The organism is Rummeliibacillus sp. POC4, assembly GCF_003576525.1.
Lineage (GTDB): Bacteria > Bacillota > Bacilli > Bacillales_A > Planococcaceae > Rummeliibacillus.
Genome location: NZ_QWUA01000159.1, coordinates 1 through 884 on the forward strand (window position 1 = coordinate 1; position 884 = coordinate 884).

Here is an 884-nt window from a genome sequence, read left to right on the forward strand (position 1 = left end):
AGGAGTCAGCAGACGTCATAGTACCATTTGATTCTAGAACAAATGGGAAGGACTGAACAATTAAGAGAGAATAGCCCTTGGCATTCAGTACTCTATGATAAACACAGAAAATCCAAATGGACTTACTTGATGGAGGTAATGGTGAATTCCATGAGGGACATCAAGAGGGTGTAATAGAGACTGGCATAAGAAGATAAGCTATTCACGGAGGAGTCAAACGAGATGTTAATGAGTCAAATTCTGTCACGAGAGAATATGCTTCAAGCGCTCAAAAGAGTCGAAAAGAATAAAGGTAGTCATGGAGTAGATATGATGCCCGTACAAAACCTACGTCAGCATATAGTCGAAAATTGGTTAACAATCAAGGAGCAAATTCTAATGGGTACCTACAAACCGCAACCAGTTCGCAGAGTCGAAATCCCGAAACCTGACGGCGGAGTGCGATTATTAGGTATTCCAACCGTAACAGACCGACTCATTCAACAAGCAGTAGCCCAAGTATTATCCCGAATATATGACCCGACATTCTCTAATCATAGCTATGGATTTCGACCAAATCGAAGTGCCCATGATGCCATTAGAGAAGCCAAGGGCTTCATTAGAGAGGGATACCGTTGGGTTGTAGATATGGACTTAGAGAAATTCTTCGATAAAGTAAATCATGACCGACTAATGGGTACATTAGCGAAAAGAATTCATGATAAACCCTTATTAAAGCTTATTCGAAAATACTTACAATCCGGAGTTATGATAAATGGAGTTGTAATGGATACCAATCAAGGGACACCACAAGGTGGACCACTTAGTCCGTTACTTTCTAATATAGTTCTAGATGAATTCGATAAAGAATTAGAGAAACGTGGCCATAAATTCGTCCGCTATGC

1 protein-coding gene is annotated in these 884 nt (G+C 40.4%); it reads left to right on the forward strand.

Features of this window, described 5'->3' with window-relative positions; genetic code table 11:
* Nucleotides 1-222: 222 nt before the first annotated feature.
* A partial coding sequence (ltrA, locus tag D1606_RS18565; RefSeq protein WP_119417456.1) for a group II intron reverse transcriptase/maturase occupies nt 223-884 on the forward strand: 662 nt, incomplete at its 3' end.